Source organism: Protofrankia sp. Cj3, from assembly GCF_917627355.1.
GTDB lineage: Bacteria > Actinomycetota > Actinomycetes > Frankiales > Frankiaceae > Protofrankia.
Genome location: NZ_CAKJTR010000131.1, coordinates 1 through 645, shown reverse-complemented (window position 1 = coordinate 645; position 645 = coordinate 1).

Here is a 645-nt window from a genome sequence, read left to right as displayed (position 1 = left end):
CGGGCGGCGGGACTACTCCCACCTGGACACCCGTGAGGAGGTCCACGACGTGCCCGAGGGCGGACGGCCTGTTCTGGGTGCGGGGCGGCGTTCGAGCCTTTGGGGTCCGACGACAGCGAGCAGGTCGACTGGCGGGTGACAGCGACCCGGGTCCTGCACCGCCGGCGCCGGTACCGGCGCCGCTGCCCCGGCCCGCGGACGGTGACCGCGCCGGTGCCGGCGAAACCGGTCGCGAAGGGCCGGTTCACCGCCGGGTTCCTGGCCCGGCTGGTTGGCGAGCAGGCCCGCCGACCTGCCCGCCCTGCATACCTTCGTCGCAGGCCTTCGAGAACGACCATGAGGCCGTCGTCGCCGGACTGGCCCTGCCCTCCAGCAACGGCCCCATGGAGGGCGCCAACACCAGGACGAAAATGATCAAAAGAAAGACGAAACTGATCAAACGTCAGATGTACGGCCGCGCTGGCTTCTCCCTGCTCCGACAGCGGATCCTGCTCTCATGAACACCTATCACCGATTGTCACCACCGGAATCTTGACAGGAGGGCGAGATCGCCGTGCTGATCACTATGGGTGCAGGAAAATGGACTGGGTGTCCCGGTCAGCCGCTGGGTCTGCGATGCCGATGAGCTCGTTTTGACAGGATGGC